The sequence below is a fragment of the Pseudomonas sp. Irchel 3F6 genome, from assembly GCF_900187595.1.
Lineage (GTDB): Bacteria > Pseudomonadota > Gammaproteobacteria > Pseudomonadales > Pseudomonadaceae > Aquipseudomonas > Aquipseudomonas siliginis.
Genome location: NZ_FYDP01000001.1, coordinates 1,260,797 through 1,274,946 on the forward strand (window position 1 = coordinate 1,260,797; position 14,150 = coordinate 1,274,946).

The following is a 14,150-nucleotide window of genomic DNA, read 5'->3' on the forward strand; positions in this document are numbered from 1 at the left end:
ACCGCTTCGCGAGCAGGCTCGCTCCCACAAGGGTTTTGCATTTCAAATCCATTGTCCTGAACTCATCAAAAAACAGATCCGCCAGATAACCGGTAAGGCAAAGTGCTTGCACAAAGTTTGGAATACCATAATATGATATTCCATAGACCGGACGAACCAAAAAACCGTCCAGCTACTGCTCCCGACAGGCGGGCAACAACGCAAGGCCCGCTCAAAAACACAACAATGAGGGCGTGAACATGGTGTTGAACAAAGCTGCAACCGCGATCTTTTTCGCGGGACTGCTCAGCGTTACCGGCCAGGCTGCAATGGCTGCCGAAAGCGTGAATTTTGTCAGCTGGGGCGGTAGCACCCAGGATGCGCAGAAACAGGCCTGGGCCGATCCGTTCAGCAAGGCCAGCGGCATCACCGTCGTCCAGGACGGCCCCACCGACTACGGCAAACTCAAAGCCATGGTCGAAAGCGGCAACGTGCAGTGGGACGTAGTCGATGTCGAAGCCGACTTCGCTCTGCGCGCCGCTGCCGAAGGCCTGCTCGAACCCCTCGATTTCAAAGTGATCCAGCGCGACAGGATCGACCCGCGCTTCGTCAGCGATCACGGCGTCGGCTCGTTCTTCTTCTCCTTCGTCCTCGGCTACAACGAAGGCAAGCTCGGCGCCAACAAGCCGCAGGACTGGAGCGCGCTGTTCGACACCAAGACCTACCCCGGCAAACGCGCCCTGTACAAATGGCCAAGCCCCGGCGTGCTCGAACTGGCGCTGCTGGCCGACGGCGTTGCGGCTGACAAGCTCTACCCGCTGGATCTGGATCGCGCCTTCAAGAAACTCGACACCATCAAGAAAGACATCGTCTGGTGGGGCGGCGGCGCGCAGTCGCAGCAACTGCTGGCGTCCGGCGAAGCGAGCATGGGCCAGTTCTGGAATGGCCGTGTGCACGCCTTGCAGGAAGACGGCGCGCCAGTGGGCGTGAGCTGGAAACAGAACCTGGTCATGGCCGACATTCTGGTCATTCCCAAAGGCTCGAAAAACAAAGATGCGGCGATGAAGTTCCTCGCCAATGCCAGCAGCGCCAAAGGTCAGGCCGACTTCTCCAACCTGACCGCCTACGCGCCGGTCAACCTCGACAGTGTGGAGCGTCTGGATTCGACGCTGGCCCCCAACCTGCCGACGGCTTACGCCAAGGATCAGATCACCCTTGATTTCGCTTACTGGGCCAAGAACGGTCCGGCTATCGCGACACGGTGGAACGAATGGCTGGTCAAATGAAAATCGCGGCCACTGCGCCTCGTCCCTCCACTGCCACCGGGAGCGCCGCCGGCGCTGCCGGTTCGACTTTCAAGCAACGCTGGCGCGGCGCCGGCAACCTCGTCCCGGCGCTGCTGTTCCTCGGCCTGTTCTTTCTCGCGCCGTTGATTGGCCTGCTGTTGCGCGGTGTGCTGGAACCTGTGCCGGGTCTCGGCAACTACGAACAACTGTTCGCCAATTCGGCCTATGCGCGAGTGCTGCTCAACACCTTTTCGGTGGCCGGGCTGGTGACGCTGTTCAGCCTGCTCTTGGGCTTTCCGCTGGCTTGGGCGATCACCCTGGTGCCGCGCGGCTGGGGGCGCTGGATCCTCAACATCGTGCTGCTGTCGATGTGGACCAGCCTGCTCGCCCGCACCTATTCGTGGCTGGTGTTGCTGCAAGCCTCGGGCGTAATCAACAAGACCTTGATGGCCATGGGCATCATCGATCAACCGCTGGAGATGGTGCACAACCTCACCGGCGTGGTGATCGGCATGAGCTACATCATGATCCCGTTCATCGTACTGCCGTTGCAGGCGACCATGCAGGCCATCGACCCGATGATCCTGCAGGCCGGCTCGATCTGTGGCGCCAGTCCGTGGACCAACTTCTTCCGGGTGTTCCTGCCGCTGTGCCGGCCGGGTCTGGCGTCCGGCGGTTTGATGGTGTTCGTAATGTCGCTCGGTTACTACGTCACCCCCGCGCTGCTCGGCGGGGCGCAGAACATGATGCTGCCGGAGTTCATCATTCAGCAGGTGCAATCGTTCCTCAACTGGGGCCTGGCCAGTGCCGGCGCCGCGTTGCTGATCGCAATCACCCTGGTGCTGTTCTACTTCTACCTGAAGCTTCAACCGGAATCCCCGGTTGGCGCCAGTAACGCGAGGTAAGCCGACATGCTCCTGACCCCCAATGCCATGAGCCGGCGCATGCGTTTCGGCCTCTACGCCACTACCGGGCTGATCGGTCTGTTCCTGCTGTTGCCGATCGTGTTCATCGTGCTGCTGTCGTTCGGCTCCTCGCAGTGGCTGGTGTTCCCGCCACCGGGCTGGACGCTGAAATGGTACGGCCAGTTCTTCTCCAATCCCGACTGGATGAACGCCGCCGCCGCCAGCCTAAAAGTTGCCGTGCTGACCACCATCTGCGCTGTGGCGCTCGGTTTGCCGACCGCGTTTGCGCTGGTGCGCGGACGCTTCCCCGGCCGCGAGATGCTCTACGGCCTGTTCACCCTGCCGATGATCGTGCCGCTGGTGATCATTGCCGTGGCGGTGTACGCGCTCTTTCTCAAGCTCGGCTACACCGGGACGATGTTCGCCTTCGTCGTCAGCCATGTGATCGTCGCGCTGCCGTTCACCATCATCTCGATCATCAACTCGCTGAAGCTGTTCGATCAGTCGATTGAAGACGCGGCGGTAATCTGCGGTGCCTCGCGCCTGCAAGCGGTGTTCAAGGTGACGTTCCCGGCGATCCGTCCGGGCATGGTCGCCGGCGCCCTCTTCGCCTTCCTCGTTTCGTGGGACGAAGTGTTGCTCAGCGTGATGATGGCAAGCCCGACTCTGCAAACCCTTCCCGTGAAAATGTGGACCACCCTGCGCCAGGACCTGACCCCGGTGATCGCCGTCGCTTCGACGCTGCTGATCGGCCTGTCAGTGTTGGTCATGGTGATCGCCGCCGCCCTGCGCCGGCGCAACGAAATCAGCGCCTGAGCGCCCAGGAGTACGACATGAGTGCCGTGATCAAAGACGCATCCCAGCAGAGCGACAAACCCCTGGTCAGCCTGCGCAACCTGAACAAGCACTACGGCGATTTCGCTGCCGTCGACAATATCTCGCTGGACATCAAGGACGGTGAATTCCTCACGTTCCTGGGCTCCAGCGGCTCGGGCAAAAGCACCACGCTGTCGATGCTCGCCGGGTTTGAAACACCGAGCAGCGGCGAGATCCTCGTCAACGGCCAGTCGCTGGTCAACGTGCCGCCGCACAAGCGCGACATCGGCATGGTTTTTCAGCGTTACTCGCTGTTCCCGCATCTGTCGGTACGCGACAACATCGCCTTCCCTCTGGCCATTCGCAAATTGGCTGCGGCCGAGCGCGAAAAGCGTGTCGATGCGATGTTGAAGCTGGTGCAACTCGAACAGTTCGCCCATCGCCGCCCTTCGCAACTGTCCGGTGGTCAGCAACAACGTGTTGCCATTGCCCGGGCGCTGGTTTACGAGCCGCGCATTCTGCTAATGGATGAACCGCTGGGCGCGCTGGACAAGAAGCTGCGCGAGGACTTGCAGGATGAACTGCGCCAACTGCACCGACGCCTGGGTATCACCATCGTGTACGTGACCCACGACCAGGAAGAAGCCATGCGTCTGTCGCAACGCATCGCGATTTTCAGCCACGGCAAAATCGTTGGTCTGGGCAGTGGTTATGACCTTTACCAGAATCCGCCGAATGCATTTGTCGCGTCGTTTCTGGGCAATTCGAACTTCCTCAAGCTCAAGGCGCGAAGCAATGCAGCAGCGCGTTTCGAGGGCCAGTCGTTGTCGATTCGGCTGACGTCCGGGTTGCACACTGATCAGGATGTGCTGCTGATGGTGCGTCCGGAAAAGGCCTTGGCGCTGAGCACGCAGCAGGCGCTGGATGAGCCGCTGGCGGCGGGCTGGAATGAGGTGTCGGCGAACGTTGTGGAGGTGCTGTTTCTCGGTGAAAGCCAGACGTGCAGCGTGGTGACTGCGGGCGGGACGTCGATGACGGTGAAAGCGCTATCGGCAGCGGGCATGCCGCTCAAGGCCGGCGATCCGGTACGGGTGCGCTGGGCGACGGCGGATGCTTGTGTTTATACCGAGTGGACCGAGAGCGACTTGAACAAGGCTGCCGGGGCTCACTGATTGCGCTGAGTCAGTTGGATCTACCCCCTCACCCCAGCCCTCTCCCCCACGGGGGGCGAGGGGGAAAGGGAGCCGATCTTCATGCTGTTCAAAATGTAAGTTCGACTCGGTATCGCACGTCGGCGTATCTCGCAACAACACCTCGGTCAGTCCCCTCTCCCATTGGGAGAGGGCTAGGGTGAGGGCAAGCAGGCGACACGGTATTAGCCAATGGCCCGGTACCCTTCAATCTCATCCGGCCAAGCCGTCAGCACTTCAAACCCGCTCTCCGTCACCGCGACCATATGCTCCCACTGCGCCGACAAGGAGCCATCCTTGGTCAATACGGTCCAGCCATCCGGCATGTTCTTCACATGGCGTTTGCCGGCATTGAGCATCGGTTCCACTGTGAAAATCATTCCGGCCTTGAGCTTCAGCCCTTGATTGGGAAAGCCGTAATGCAGGATCTGCGGTTCGTCGTGATAGACCTTGCCGATGCCGTGGCCGCAGTATTCGCGTACCACGCTAAAGCCCTCCGCCTCGGCCAGGCTCTGGATCGCATAACCGATATCGCCCAGCGTTGCGCCCGGCTTCACTGCACGGATGCCTGCGCACATGGCTTCGTAGGTGGTCTTGATCAGGTGCTGCGCTTCGGGAGTCGCCTCGCCCACCACATACATGCGACTGGTATCGCCGAACCAGCCGTCCTTGATCACCGCGATGTCGAGGTTGACGATGTCGCCGTCTTTCAATGGAGTACCCGATGGAATGCCGTGGCACACCACATCGTTGACCGACGCGCAGACGGTTTTCGGAAAGCCGTGATAACCGACATTGGCTGGCACCGCCTTCTGCACATTGACGATGTAATCGTTGCACAGTCGATCCAGCTCATCGGTGGTCACACCGGCCTTCACATGCGGCACCAGCATTGCCAGCACTTCGGCGGCGAGTTTGCCGGCGGCGCGGGATTTTTCGATGTCGGCCGGGGTGTTGATCTTGATCTGGTTTCTCATGCGCTGACGGCTTCCTGAGTCAGTTGTTGCAGATCCAGCCCACCATTCTGTTCGGCGCGGATCAGCAGGCGGCAAATGGCGCTGTGGTCGAGATTGGGATGCAGCTCGGCGAGCATGCCGATGCGCATCCAGTGCTCGGCCTGCGCGTTGATCGAGCGGCTGAGGGCGTTGCTGGAGATGCGCAGATTCTCGTGCATGTCCTCTGAAATCTTTACGATGCCCATATATGAATCCTATACGATGTGTATATGGATCGTATATTAGCCAGGACATATGACAGATTGCAATGCCAACGGCAAAATCGACGCTGTGGCAGATTCGCCTCCCCCTCCACCGTGCAAATCGACTACCATGCCGCCGCCGGTTTCCACACGGAATTAATAGGGAATCCGAGGTGCTCCACGCATCAATCGGAACTGCCCCCGCAACTGTAGGTGCCGAGCCTGCTCCTCGACTGCCACTGGGTGAATCCCGGGAAGGCCGGAGCGTGGCAATGACGCATCAGTCAGGAGACCTGCCGGCACAGCGACTGACTAACCGGCGGGGTGTCCGGGAAGGACATCGTGCCGTGCGCATTTTCCCCGTGCCGGCCTTGCGCAGTTTCCACGACCGCGCCCGAGGTGTGTTTCCAACCGTACCCGCCCGCTCCCGTACGGTTCCCTTGGAGACTGCCCCATGCTGCTGCCCCGCGTTGCCACCCTGCTCACCACTCTGAGTCTTTGCCCCCTGGCGCAAGCGGCGCCGACTGCGTATCCGCTGACCGTCGAAAACTGTGGCAGCAGCCTGACCTTTCAGCACGCGCCTGCGCGCACGGTGACCATCGGCCAGGCCGGCACGGAAATGCTCTATGCCTTGGGTCTGGGCGACAAAGTCGTTGGCACTTCGCTGTGGTTCAACGACGTGCTGGGCACATACAAAGCGCAGAACGACAGGATCGAGCGCCTTGCCGACAACGAGCCGAGTTTCGAAGCGGTGATCGCCAAACGCCCGGAGCTGGTTGCCGTCGAGCTGGAATGGATGGTCGGCCCGCAAGGCGCGGTCGGCACCCGCGAGCAGTTTCATGAACTGAAGATTCCGACCTATCTGCTGCCCTCCGATTGCGAAGCCAAGGACAACCTCGTCGGTTCGGACGGGACGCGGCTGGCACCGTTTCGCATCGACAGCATCTACAAAAGCGTGAGCCAACTGGCGGCGATTTTCGATGTGCAGGCGCGTGGCGAGCAGCTCAATGAACAGCTCAAAGCCAGCCTCGCGCAATCGATCGCCACCGCGAAAAACCAGCAGCGCAAAGACGTCAGCGCTCTGGTGTGGTTCTCCAGCGCCGAGATGGACATCGAGCCGTTCGTGGCCGGGCACAAAGGCGTTCCCGATTTCATGCTCAGCACCCTCGGCGTGCGCAACGTCGTCGAGTCGGATGAAGAATGGCCGACCGTCGGCTGGGAAACCATCGCCAAGGCCAACCCGACATTTCTGGTCATCGCGCGCATGGATCGTCGACGTTTCCCCGCGGACGACTATCAGAAGAAACTCGCCTTCCTGCGCAGTGATCCGGTGACGCGCAACATGGACGCGGTCAAGCACAACCGCATCATCATCCTAGACGCCATGGCCATGCAGGCCAGCCTGCGCACCTTCGACGGCCTCGAACAACTGGCCAGCGCCATCAACGGCTATGACCTGTCGCAATGAGCAGACGCCTGATCCGTTTGCTGCTGGTGCTGTTGACGCTGTCGGTCGCGCTGATTGGCGGCGTAGCCATTGGTGAGACTCCGATCGAGCCGAGCGTGGTGTTGCAGGTGCTGGCGAACAAGCTGTGGGGCGCCGGTTATGTGCTCGACCCGATCGACGAAGGCATTGTCTGGAACTATCGCCTGACCCGCGCGCTGGTCGCGGCGGCCTGCGGCGCCGGTCTGGCGACATGCGGGGTGATTTTGCAATCGCTGCTGCGCAATCCGTTGGCCGATCCGTATCTGCTGGGGATTTCTGCTGGCGCCTCGACCGGCGCGGTGATGGTCGCCCTGCTCGGCGTCGGTGCCGGGGCGATTTCATTGTCGGTCGGTGCTTTTGCCGGCGCGGTGACCGCTTTCGCACTGGTGATCCTGTTGGCACGGGTCAGCGGCTCGGCCAGCGGCACCGGACAGATCATTCTTGCCGGGATTGCCGGCTCGCAGCTGTTCAACGCCCTCACTGCTTTCCTGATCACCCGCTCGGCCAGCTCCGAACAAGCGCGCGGGATCATGTTCTGGCTGCTCGGCAATCTCGGCGGCGTGCGCTGGCCGTCGGTGTGGCTGGCGGTGCCGGTGGCTGTGTTGGGGTTGGTTGTTTGTCTGTGGCATCGCCGGGCGCTGGATGCGTTCACCTTTGGTGCGGACTCGGCGGCGTCTCTCGGCATTCCAGTGCGACGTGTGCAGATTCTGTTGATTGGCTGCGCCGCGCTGGTGACGGCGGTGATGGTGTCGATTGTCGGCTCGATCGGCTTTGTCGGTCTGGTGATTCCCCATGCCGCGCGGTTGTTGCTCGGCACCGGCCATGCGCGTCTGCTGCCGGCCAGTGCGTTGGGCGGCGCAGTGTTTCTGATCGCCGCCGATGTGCTGTCACGCACCCTGATCAAGGGTCAGGTGATTCCTGTCGGCGTGATTACTGCGCTGGTCGGCGCGCCAGTGTTCGCGCTGATTCTGGTGGGCCGGAGATCGGCGCGATGAACACGGTTCTGAGTTGTGCGGGTGTGGGCTTCAAAGTGCGCGGTGCCGAGTTGCTCAATGGTGTCAGCCTCGATGTCCAGCGCGGCGAGACCCTGGGCATTGTCGGGCCGAACGGTTCGGGTAAATCCACGCTGCTGAAACTGCTCGCCGGGCTGCGTGAACCGAGCGTGGGCCATGTGCAGCTCGACGGTCGGACGCTGGGCAAGATGTCGCGGCGCACTATCGCGCAGACGCTCGCGGTGGTTGAGCAACAGGCCGATACCGACGATGGCATTCGCGTGTTCGACGCGGTGGCGCTGGGGCGCACGCCGTGGTTGTCGGCGCTGCAACCGTGGTCGCCCGCCGATGACGCCATCGTCGAGCAAGCGCTGATTGACGTCGACGCCGTGCACCTGCGCAACCGCCTCTGGCGCAGCCTCTCCGGCGGGGAACGCCAACGCGTGCACATCGCCCGCGCACTGGCGCAGCGCCCGCAGATCCTGCTGCTCGACGAGCCGGCCAACCACCTCGACATCCAGCATCAGTTGAGCATTCTGCACGTGGTGCGCGCACTGCCGGTGACTACGTTGATCGCCCTGCACGATCTCAATCAGGCGCTCAAGTGCGATCGCCTGGCGGTGCTGGAGCGCGGGCGTCTGGTGGCACTGGGCGAGCCGCTGCACGTGCTGACGCCGGAGCGGTTACAGACGACTTTCGGGGTCAGGGCGCACTATCTGACAGACCCGTTCGATGGTGCGCCGATATTGCGCTTCCTTGCTTGATGCATGTGTAGCTGACACACCGCTTTCGCGAGCAGGCTCGCTCCCACAAAGGATTTGTGTGTTGCCGTGAATGACGGGGAGAACGCGAATTCTGTGGGAGCGAGCCTGCTCGCGAAGGCGTCAGGTCATCCAACATTGATGTCGATTGACACACCGCTTTCGCGAGCAGGCTCGCTCCCACAAAGGTTATGTATTCCCGGGCGGTAAAGGGTCAGGCCCACTCTTTGCGCAGTTGCCGCGCGGCGCTGACCATGTGCACCAGCGCCGCTTCGGTCTCTGGCCAGCCTCGGGTCTTCAACCCGCAATCCGGATTGACCCACAGCCGCTCCACCGGAATACGCTGCGCCGCTTTGCGCAGTAAACCGACCATTTCCGACACATCGGGAATCCGTGGCGAGTGAATGTCGTACACGCCGGGGCCGATGTCGTTCGGGTAGGCAAACGCTTCAAACGCTTCGAGCAGTTCCATGTCCGAACGCGAGGTTTCGATGGTGATGACATCGGCGTCCATCGCCGCGATCGACTCGATCACATCGTTGAACTCGCTGTAGCACATGTGCGTGTGGATCTGCGTTTCGTCGCGCACGCCGGAGGCGCACAGGCGGAACGCTTCGCTCGCCCAGTGCAGATACGCCGGCCACTGCGCCCGGCGTAACGGCAAGCCTTCACGGAACGCCGCTTCGTCGATCTGCACGATTTTGATTCCCGCCGCCTCCAGATCATTCACCTCGTCACGAATGGCCAGCGCCAGTTGTTGAGCCTGCACCTCGCGGCTGACGTCTTCGCGCGGGAACGACCACATCAGCATGGTCACCGGGCCGGTCAGCATGCCTTTCAAGACCTTGTCGGTGAGGCCTTGGGCGTAACGGATCCACTCGACCGTCATCGCCTGCGGGCGGCTGAGGTCGCCGAAAATCACCGCTGGCTTGACGCAGCGCGAACCATAGCTCTGCACCCAGCCAAAGCGGGTGAAGGCATAGCCGTCGAGCTGTTCGGCGAAGTATTCGACCATGTCGTTGCGCTCGGCCTCGCCGTGCACCAGCACATCCAGGCCGAGGCGCTCTTGAATTTCCACCGCGTGGCGAATCTCCGTGTGCATCGCATCGGTGTAATCGGCCGCGCTGAGCTTGCCTTGCTTGTAGGCCTGACGCGCCAGACGGATCGCCGCCGTTTGCGGAAACGAACCAATGGTGGTGGTCGGGAATAACGGCAGGTCGAGCTTGCCGCGCTGTTTGGCAATACGCTGGGCAAACGGCGATTGGCGTTGCGCATCCTTGGCAGTGATCGCCGCGACCCGCGCTTGTACCGCCGGTTTGTGAATACGCGGCGAGGCAGCGCGGCTGGTCTGCACCGAACGGCTTTGCGCGAGGGCACGCAGTACCTTCGGCGCTTCCGGTTCGCTGACCGCTTGAGCGAGCACGGCGACCTCTTCGCACTTCTGCACGGCGAACGCCAGCCAGCTTTTCAGTTCGGCATCGAGCTGGTCTTCGCGGCCCAGATCAACCGGGCTGTGCAGCAATGAACAGGACGGTGCTACCCACAAACGATCACCCAGACGCTCATGAGCATGGCGCAGCGTCGCCAGCGCGTTTTGCAGATCGCAGCGCCAGACGTTCCGACCGTTGACCACACCCAGCGACAGCACCTTATAAGCCGGCAGACGATCCAGAATGGTCGGGTACTGATCCGGCGCGCGCACCAGATCGATGTGCAAGCCATCGACCGGCAGGTTCGCCGCCAGACCGAGATTTTCTTCCAGGCCACCGAAGTACGTGGCGAGCAGTTTTTTCAGCGGATCGCGCTGGATCTGGTTGTAGGCGCGCTCGAAGGCATTCTTCCAGTCCTGCGGCAGATCGAGCACCAGAATCGGCTCGTCGATCTGCACCCACTCCACACCCAACGCCGCCAGCCGCGCGAAGATCTGGCCGTACAGCGGCAGCAGGCGGTCAAGCAAATCGAGCTTGTCGAAGTCGACGCCTTTGGTTTTACCCAGCCACAGATAGGTCAGCGGACCGATGATCACCGGTTTGACGTTGTGCCCCAGCACACGGGCCTCTTCGGTTTCCTCAAACAACTGCTCCCAACCCAGCTGAAATTGTTGATCGACGCTGAATTCCGGTACGAGGTAGTGATAGTTGGTGTCGAACCACTTGGTCATTTCCTGAGCGTGGCCTTCGCCGCAGCAAGCATTGCTGACGCCACGGGCCATGCTGAACAGGGTGTGCAGCGTGGCTTTGCCGTCATGGGGGCGGAAGCGCTCGGGGATCACGCCGAACATCAGCGAGTGGGTCAGCACTTGGTCGTACCAGGCGAAATCGCCAACCGGCAGCAAGTCGATGCCGGCGTTTTTCTGCAAGTCCCAATGGACCTTGCGCAGCTCACGCCCGACGTCACGCAGGCCCGCCTCGTTCAGTTCTCCTTTCCAGAACGCCTCTTGCGCTTTCTTCAGTTCGCGGTCGCGACCGATGCGCGGAAATCCAAGGGAATGGGCCAGTGCCATGACAAACAACTCCAGATGCTTATTCGATGGCGGGTATTGTCGGAAACCGGACTTGATGAAACAAACTCAATAAATTCTAGATCATCACAAGTTCTACTCATGCACAGGCGCCCCGTGGGAGCTGCCGAAGGCTGGGATCTTCTGGCCGTAGGGACGCAGAGCGTCCAAGGCTGCATTCCCACGCGGAGCGTGGGAACGATCAGAACACCTCAGGGCAACATGCAAGTTTTCGTTCTATCGTTAGATCCAAATGGCTGGATTTTCCAAGGATTAGAGGTTGCGAGAGAGGATGTCTGCGCCTAAGTTGCACGCGAGTCTTTTCCCCGCGATTGGAACGCGATCAACACCATAAAGAGGTGAAGAAATGTCAAAGGAATCACGCCCTGCCGTGCTTGGGCTGATAGGCAATACTCCGCTGGTGCAGGTCACCCGCTTCGATACCGGACCGTGCACGCTGTTTCTCAAACTCGAATCGCAGAACCCTGGCGGCTCGATCAAGGACCGTATCGGTCTGGCGATGATCGACGCTGCCGAACGTGACGGCCGCCTGCAACCGGGCGGGACGATTGTCGAGGCCACTGCCGGCAATACCGGTCTGGGTCTGGCGCTGGTCGGTCGCGCCAAAGGCTATCGCGTAGTGCTGGTGGTACCGGACAAGATGTCCACCGAGAAAGTCCTGCACTTGAAGGCCATGGGCGCCGAAGTGCACATCACTCGTTCTGACGTCGGCAAGGGCCATCCCGAGTATTACCAGGACGTCGCCGCCCGCTTGGCCAAGGACATTCCCGGCGCGTTTTTCGCCGACCAATTCAACAATCCCGCCAACCCGCTGGCCCATGAATGCAGCACCGCGCCGGAAATCTGGGCGCAGACCGAACATGATCTGGACGCCATCGTCGTCGGCGTCGGATCGGCCGGCACGCTGACCGGGCTGAGTCGTTTCTTCAAGCGCGTGCAGCCGGATCTGGAAATGGTCCTCGCCGATCCGATCGGCTCGGTGATGGCGCAATACAGCCGCGACGGTACCTTGCCGACGCCCGGTTCGTGGGCGGTCGAGGGTATCGGCGAAGACTTCATTCCGTCGATCACCGACCTCTCCAGCGTGCGTCACGCCTACTCGATCAGCGACGCGGAAAGCTTCGATCACGCGCGCCAGTTGCTCAAGGCCGAGGGCATTCTCGGCGGTTCATCGACCGGCACCCTGTTCGCTGCTGCGCTGCGTTATTGCCGCGAACAGACCGAGCCGAAACGCGTGGTCAGCTTCGTCTGCGACACCGGCACGCGGTACCTGTCGAAGGTCTACAACGACCAGTGGATGACCGATCAAGGCCTGTTGCAACGCAAAGGCTACGGCGACTTGCGCGACTTGATCGCACGGCGTTTCGAGGACGGCCGGGTGATCAGCGTCGGCCCTGACGACACCCTGCTCACTGCGTTTCAGCGCATGCGTCTGGCGGATGTTTCGCAACTGCCGGTGCTGGTCGAAGGCAAGCAACTGGTGGGCGTGATCGACGAGTCCGACATCCTCCTCGGCGTCCACGAAGATGCCGCGCGCTTCAGCCAGTCAGTGTCCAGCGTGATGACCGACAAACTGCAAACCCTCGCCCCGGCTGCGACCCTGGCCGAGCTGGAAGCGGTGCTCAGCCGTGGCCTCGTCGCGATCATCGCCGACGCCTCCGGCTTCCATGGCCTGATCACCCGCACCGACATGCTCAACCAATTACGGAGATCCCTTGCATGAGTCAGCACGACGATAAATCCCAAGGCTTCGCCACCCGGGTGATCCACGCCGGGCAAGAGCCTGACCCGACCACCGGCGCGCTGATGCCGCCGATCTATGCCAACTCCACCTACCTGCAAGACAGCCCCGGCGTGCACAAGGGGTTCGACTACGGCCGCTCGCACAACCCGACGCGCTTCGCGCTGGAGCGCTGCGTCGCCGACCTCGAAGGCGGCACCCGCGCGTTCGCCTTCGCCTCGGGGCTGGCGGCGATTTCCACGGTGTTGGAACTGCTCGACGCAGGCTCGCACATCGTTTCCGGCAATGACTTGTACGGCGGCACCTTCCGCCTGTTCGACAAGGTTCGCCAGCGCAGCGCCGGGCACCGTTTCAGCTTCGTCGACCTGACCGATCTGTCGGCGTTCGAAGCCTCGCTGCAGGACGACACGCGCATGGTCATGGTCGAAACCCCGACCAACCCGCTGCTGAGCCTGTCGGACCTGGCCGCCATTGCGCGCATCTGCCGCGCGCGCGGGATCATCTGCGTCGCCGACAACACCTTCGCCAGCCCGTACATCCAGCGCCCGCTGGAGCTGGGCTTCGACATCGTCCTGCACTCGACCACCAAATACCTCAACGGCCACTCCGACGTGATCGGCGGCATTGCCGTGGTCGGACAGAACGACGAGCTGGCGGAAAAACTCGGTTTCCTGCAAAACGCCGTCGGGGCGATTTCCGGGCCGTTCGATGCATTCCTCACCCTGCGCGGGGTGAAGACTTTGGCGCTGCGCATGGAACGTCATTGCAGCAACGCCCTGGATCTGGCGCAGTGGCTGGAACAGCAACCGCAGGTCAAACGCGTCTACTATCCGGGCCTGACCTCGCATCCACAGCATGAACTGGCCAAGCGGCAGATGCGCGGTTTTGGCGGGATGATTTCCGTCGATCTGAACAGCGACCTGGCCGGTGCGCGGCGCTTTCTGGAAAACGTGAAGATCTTTGCGTTGGCCGAAAGCCTCGGTGGCGTGGAAAGCTTGATCGAGCATCCGGCGATCATGACCCACGCGACGATTCCACCGGAGACGCGCGCCAAGCTTGGTATTGGCGATGGCTTGGTGCGGTTGTCGGTCGGAGTTGAAGACGTTGAAGACCTGCGCGCCGATCTGGCTCAGGCACTGGCAAGAATGTAAACAGCTCCACCCAAAGAAGCCCGCGCAATGCGGGCTTCGTCTTTTTTGTCCGTCGATCTTTCTGCCGTGGCAGTTCCCGAGGCCGATCCTATACTCAATCGGCTCGATCAAAATTATCTCGACA

The 14,150-nt window shown here is 61.6% G+C and carries 12 protein-coding genes and 1 riboswitch; of the genes, 9 read left to right on the top strand and 3 right to left on the bottom strand.

Annotation, left to right across the window (positions count from 1 at the left end; translation table 11 throughout):
- The first annotated feature begins 239 nt into the window (after positions 1-239).
- Genes CKW30_RS05430 through CKW30_RS05445 form a run of 4 tightly spaced genes read left to right on the top strand, consistent with a single transcriptional unit; the run spans position 240 to position 4,158 of the window.
- The gene (locus tag CKW30_RS05430; RefSeq protein WP_016775018.1) at positions 240-1,265 is read left to right on the top strand and encodes an ABC transporter substrate-binding protein; all 1,026 of its coding nucleotides are present in this window, start codon (positions 240-242) and stop codon (positions 1,263-1,265) included.
- Positions 1,262-2,170, top strand: a complete 909-nt coding sequence (locus CKW30_RS05435) for an ABC transporter permease (RefSeq protein WP_041480060.1) — start codon at positions 1,262-1,264, stop codon at positions 2,168-2,170. The genes CKW30_RS05430 and CKW30_RS05435 overlap by 4 nt, the downstream gene beginning before the upstream one ends.
- A gap of 6 nt (positions 2,171-2,176) precedes the next feature.
- Positions 2,177-2,986, top strand: a complete 810-nt coding sequence (locus CKW30_RS05440; RefSeq protein ID WP_095180203.1) for an ABC transporter permease — start codon at positions 2,177-2,179, stop codon at positions 2,984-2,986.
- A 17-nt stretch (positions 2,987-3,003) separates the two neighbouring features.
- Entirely contained in the window at positions 3,004-4,158 is a 1,155-nt protein-coding gene (locus tag CKW30_RS05445; protein ID WP_095180204.1) for an ABC transporter ATP-binding protein, read from the top strand.
- 203 nt (positions 4,159-4,361) lie between these two features.
- On the opposite strand, the gene map is transcribed toward CKW30_RS05445, so the two are convergent.
- Together map and CKW30_RS05455 are read right to left on the bottom strand one after the other, a co-directional pair.
- Positions 4,362-5,153 carry a type I methionyl aminopeptidase gene (map, locus tag CKW30_RS05450; RefSeq protein ID WP_073471133.1) on the bottom strand — a complete coding sequence of 264 codons (792 nt, stop codon included), beginning with the start codon at positions 5,151-5,153 and terminating at the stop codon, positions 4,362-4,364.
- Positions 5,150-5,377, bottom strand: coding sequence for a ParD-like family protein (locus CKW30_RS05455; protein WP_007918027.1), 228 nt, complete (start codon positions 5,375-5,377; stop codon positions 5,150-5,152). Before CKW30_RS05455 ends, map begins: the two co-directional genes overlap by 4 nt.
- Before the next feature lie 120 nt (positions 5,378-5,497).
- A riboswitch (cobalamin riboswitch) is annotated at positions 5,498-5,690 on the top strand.
- A gap of 138 nt (positions 5,691-5,828) precedes the next feature.
- Between CKW30_RS05455 and CKW30_RS05460 the strand changes: the two genes are divergently transcribed.
- From CKW30_RS05460 to CKW30_RS05470, 3 genes are read left to right on the top strand one after another with little or no spacing between them, the layout of a single operon-like run.
- On the top strand, positions 5,829-6,842 hold the full coding sequence (locus tag CKW30_RS05460) for an ABC transporter substrate-binding protein (RefSeq protein ID WP_095180205.1): 1,014 nt from the start codon (positions 5,829-5,831) through the stop codon (positions 6,840-6,842).
- Positions 6,839-7,855 carry an iron ABC transporter permease gene (locus tag CKW30_RS05465; RefSeq protein WP_095180206.1) on the top strand — a complete coding sequence of 339 codons (1,017 nt, stop codon included), beginning with the start codon at positions 6,839-6,841 and terminating at the stop codon, positions 7,853-7,855. Before CKW30_RS05460 ends, CKW30_RS05465 begins: the two co-directional genes overlap by 4 nt.
- The gene (locus CKW30_RS05470; RefSeq protein WP_095180207.1) at positions 7,852-8,616 is read left to right on the top strand and encodes an ABC transporter ATP-binding protein; all 765 of its coding nucleotides are present in this window, start codon (positions 7,852-7,854) and stop codon (positions 8,614-8,616) included. The genes CKW30_RS05465 and CKW30_RS05470 overlap by 4 nt, the downstream gene beginning before the upstream one ends.
- Positions 8,617-8,827: 211 nt before the next feature.
- Here the strand turns inward: CKW30_RS05470 and metE are convergent, their stop codons facing one another.
- Entirely contained in the window at positions 8,828-11,116 is a 2,289-nt protein-coding gene (gene metE / locus CKW30_RS05475; RefSeq protein ID WP_095180208.1) for a 5-methyltetrahydropteroyltriglutamate--homocysteine S-methyltransferase, read from the bottom strand.
- Positions 11,117-11,480: 364 nt separating this feature from the next.
- On the opposite strand from metE, the gene CKW30_RS05480 reads away from it, so the two are divergent.
- Complete coding sequence (locus CKW30_RS05480; protein ID WP_095180209.1) at positions 11,481-12,857, top strand: pyridoxal-phosphate dependent enzyme; 1,377 nt, start codon at positions 11,481-11,483, stop codon at positions 12,855-12,857.
- Complete coding sequence (locus tag CKW30_RS05485) at positions 12,854-14,026, top strand: cystathionine gamma-synthase (RefSeq protein ID WP_095180210.1); 1,173 nt, start codon at positions 12,854-12,856, stop codon at positions 14,024-14,026. The genes CKW30_RS05480 and CKW30_RS05485 overlap by 4 nt, the downstream gene beginning before the upstream one ends.
- Positions 14,027-14,150 lie beyond the last annotated feature (124 nt).

Bases quoted from the DNA above. Each gene is read 5' to 3' on its own strand.
- CKW30_RS05470 (WP_095180207.1), top strand. From the start codon at position 7,852: ATGAACACGGTTCTGAGTTGTGCGGGTGTGGGCTTCAAAGTGCGCGGT.
- CKW30_RS05460 (WP_095180205.1), top strand. From the start codon at position 5,829: ATGCTGCTGCCCCGCGTTGCCACCCTGCTCACCACTCTGAGTCTTTGC.
- CKW30_RS05435 (WP_041480060.1), top strand. From the start codon at position 1,262: ATGAAAATCGCGGCCACTGCGCCTCGTCCCTCCACTGCCACCGGGAGC.
- CKW30_RS05445 (WP_095180204.1), top strand. From the start codon at position 3,004: ATGAGTGCCGTGATCAAAGACGCATCCCAGCAGAGCGACAAACCCCTG.
- CKW30_RS05455 (WP_007918027.1), bottom strand. From the start codon at position 5,377: ATGGGCATCGTAAAGATTTCAGAGGACATGCACGAGAATCTGCGCATC.
- CKW30_RS05465 (WP_095180206.1), top strand. From the start codon at position 6,839: ATGAGCAGACGCCTGATCCGTTTGCTGCTGGTGCTGTTGACGCTGTCG.
- CKW30_RS05430 (WP_016775018.1), top strand. From the start codon at position 240: ATGGTGTTGAACAAAGCTGCAACCGCGATCTTTTTCGCGGGACTGCTC.
- CKW30_RS05440 (WP_095180203.1), top strand. From the start codon at position 2,177: ATGCTCCTGACCCCCAATGCCATGAGCCGGCGCATGCGTTTCGGCCTC.
- CKW30_RS05480 (WP_095180209.1), top strand. From the start codon at position 11,481: ATGTCAAAGGAATCACGCCCTGCCGTGCTTGGGCTGATAGGCAATACT.
- metE (WP_095180208.1), bottom strand. From the start codon at position 11,116: ATGGCACTGGCCCATTCCCTTGGATTTCCGCGCATCGGTCGCGACCGC.
- map (WP_073471133.1), bottom strand. From the start codon at position 5,153: ATGAGAAACCAGATCAAGATCAACACCCCGGCCGACATCGAAAAATCC.
- CKW30_RS05485 (WP_095180210.1), top strand. From the start codon at position 12,854: ATGAGTCAGCACGACGATAAATCCCAAGGCTTCGCCACCCGGGTGATC.